Below are 2,158 nucleotides of genomic sequence, written 5' to 3' on the forward strand. Positions count from 1 at the left end.
CCTGATGTTCATCCATGAACGCCTGAAGGAGAGCGGGATCCCTCCATCCTTCGACGAGATGAAGGAAGCGCTCGACCTCGCCTCAAAGTCCGGCATCCATCGGCTGATCACGGCGCTGGAAGAACGCGGCTTCATTCGCCGGCTACCGAACCGGGCGCGCGCGCTGGAGGTCTTGCGCCTGCCCGACTCGATCGCTCCCGGCCTGAATGCCGCGAAGAAATTTTCGCCAAGCGTCATCCAGGGCGGCCAGGGCAATCTAAGCCGACAGGTCAAGCCGGCAGCGCCCTCGCGTACGCCGACACCCAGCAATGATGACGACGCCGCTTCGGCCGTGTCCATTCCGGTGATGGGCCGCATCGCCGCCGGTGTGCCAATCGACGCCATCCAGCACCAGACGCATTCGATCTCGGTCCCGCCGGACATGATCATGGGCGGCGAGCACTATGCGCTGGAGGTCAAGGGCGACTCGATGATCGAGGCCGGCATCTTCGACGGCGACACCGTCATCATCCGTAACGCCAGCACGGCGAGCCCGGGCGAGATCGTGGTGGCGCTCGTCGACGATGAGGAAGCGACACTCAAGCGCTTCCGCCGCAAGGGCGCCTCGATCGCGTTGGAGGCCGCCAACCCGGCCTACGAAACCCGCATCTTCGGGCCGGATCGGGTCAAGGTGCAGGGCAAGCTCGTCGGGCTGATCAGGCGCTACTGATCCGGCTGCGAGGACTTGGCCCTCTCTGGCTTTTCGTAAGGCGCCAGTCCCCTCGCCTCGCGAGTGTACTTCCGCTGCTCGTGCCAGGGCCGGTAAGGCTGCTCGACGGCATATTGGATGGCTGCTCGCGCGGTTGCCGATTGCGGATCGAAGAAGACGGCGGCACTGCCGTCACGCGCCAGTTGGCGCTTGGTGACGACAAGCACGCGCTCATCCCAGCAGGGATTGTAGGCCGTCGCATCGTTGATGACGATGAGATCGGCAAAGCCGCAGGCGGGCCGTGCGCTGTCGCGGTTTTCGGCGAGCGCGACGATCGCGCCGGACGGATGCCGGCCAATGCAGAGGTCGCCGGTGCAATAGAAGGGCGAGCCGGGCGGCAGGTCGACCGGGTCGGCGATATCGAGCGCATCCTTGGCAAATGTCTCGGGCGGCACGATGGCCTCGGCCTTCAGCGCCCGCTTCCAGTTGTCGGTGGTGAACTCGTTGGAGCGTTCGCGGTTGACGGCAAGCTCGCCGCCACCGATCGGCATCGCCACGAGATGCGCGTCCTCCGAGATCAGCACATCCGGCGTGCGCACATGCGGGATCGCCAACAGCGCGGCGAGCGCGAAGGGCACAGCGGCGAGCCTCAGCCAGGTGGTGGCCATGGTCGCGATGACGAGCGCGATTGTCGCCAGCAGCACCGACTGGATCGAGATCAATCCCACTGCATCGACTGGCGAGCGGTCGGAAATCCATGCCGAAATGGCGATCATCGCTGTCAGGCCCTTGCCCATCACATAGAGGAAGGGACCGTCGAAGCCGAACGGCATGGCGAGCGCGCTCAACACGGCGAACGGCATGACAATCAGCGAGACGATCGGCATGACCGCCAGATTGGCGAGCAGGCTGAGCGGCGACACGCGCTGAAAATGCCAGATCGCAAACAGCAATGTCGCGCTGCCGGCGATGAGCGAGGTCACAGCGGCGCCGCCCACGCCAACCGCTAGTTTTCGCGACAGGAACTTCAGGAACGAACGCTTCACCGGCGGCGCGGTCGTTTTGCCGGCGCGATAATCGGCAAAGCCGGCATAGGCGCCGACCAGGGCCGCGGTGGCGGCGAAGGACATCTGGAAGCTCGGGCCGACCACTTCATGTGGCGAGACAAGGATGACGGCAATCGCCGAGATTGCCAGGTTGCGCATCGTCAAAGCCGCGCGGTCGAAGAGCACCGCTACAAGCATAACCGCAAGCATGATGAAGCTTCGCTCGGCCGCCACCACGATGCCGGAGATGACGAGGTAAGCGGCGATCGAGGCCAGCGCGATCGCCGCGGCGTATTTCTTCACCGGGCGGCGGGACGAGAAATCCGGAAACAACGCGAAGGCGCCGCGCAGCAGGAACATGATCGTGCCGGCCACCAGCGCCATGTGCAGGCCGGAGATCGATATGATGTGATAGATGCCGGTC

General features: G+C 64.8%; 2 protein-coding genes. One reads left to right on the forward strand and one right to left on the reverse strand.

Features of this window, described 5'->3' with window-relative positions:
- Position 1 precedes the first annotated feature (1 nt).
- Positions 2 to 709, forward strand: a complete 708-nt coding sequence (gene lexA / locus EOA27_RS33240; protein WP_245491239.1) for a transcriptional repressor LexA — start codon at positions 2 to 4, stop codon at positions 707 to 709.
- On the opposite strand, the gene EOA27_RS33245 is transcribed toward lexA, so the two are convergent.
- Positions 703 to 2,158 (reverse strand): ComEC/Rec2 family competence protein (locus tag EOA27_RS33245; RefSeq protein ID WP_145970713.1); only part of this gene is annotated, 1,456 nt, incomplete at its 5' end. The two genes, lexA and EOA27_RS33245, sit on opposite strands and share 7 nt — an antisense overlap.

This window comes from Mesorhizobium sp. M2A.F.Ca.ET.037.01.1.1, assembly GCF_003998075.1.
Lineage (GTDB): Bacteria > Pseudomonadota > Alphaproteobacteria > Rhizobiales > Rhizobiaceae > Mesorhizobium.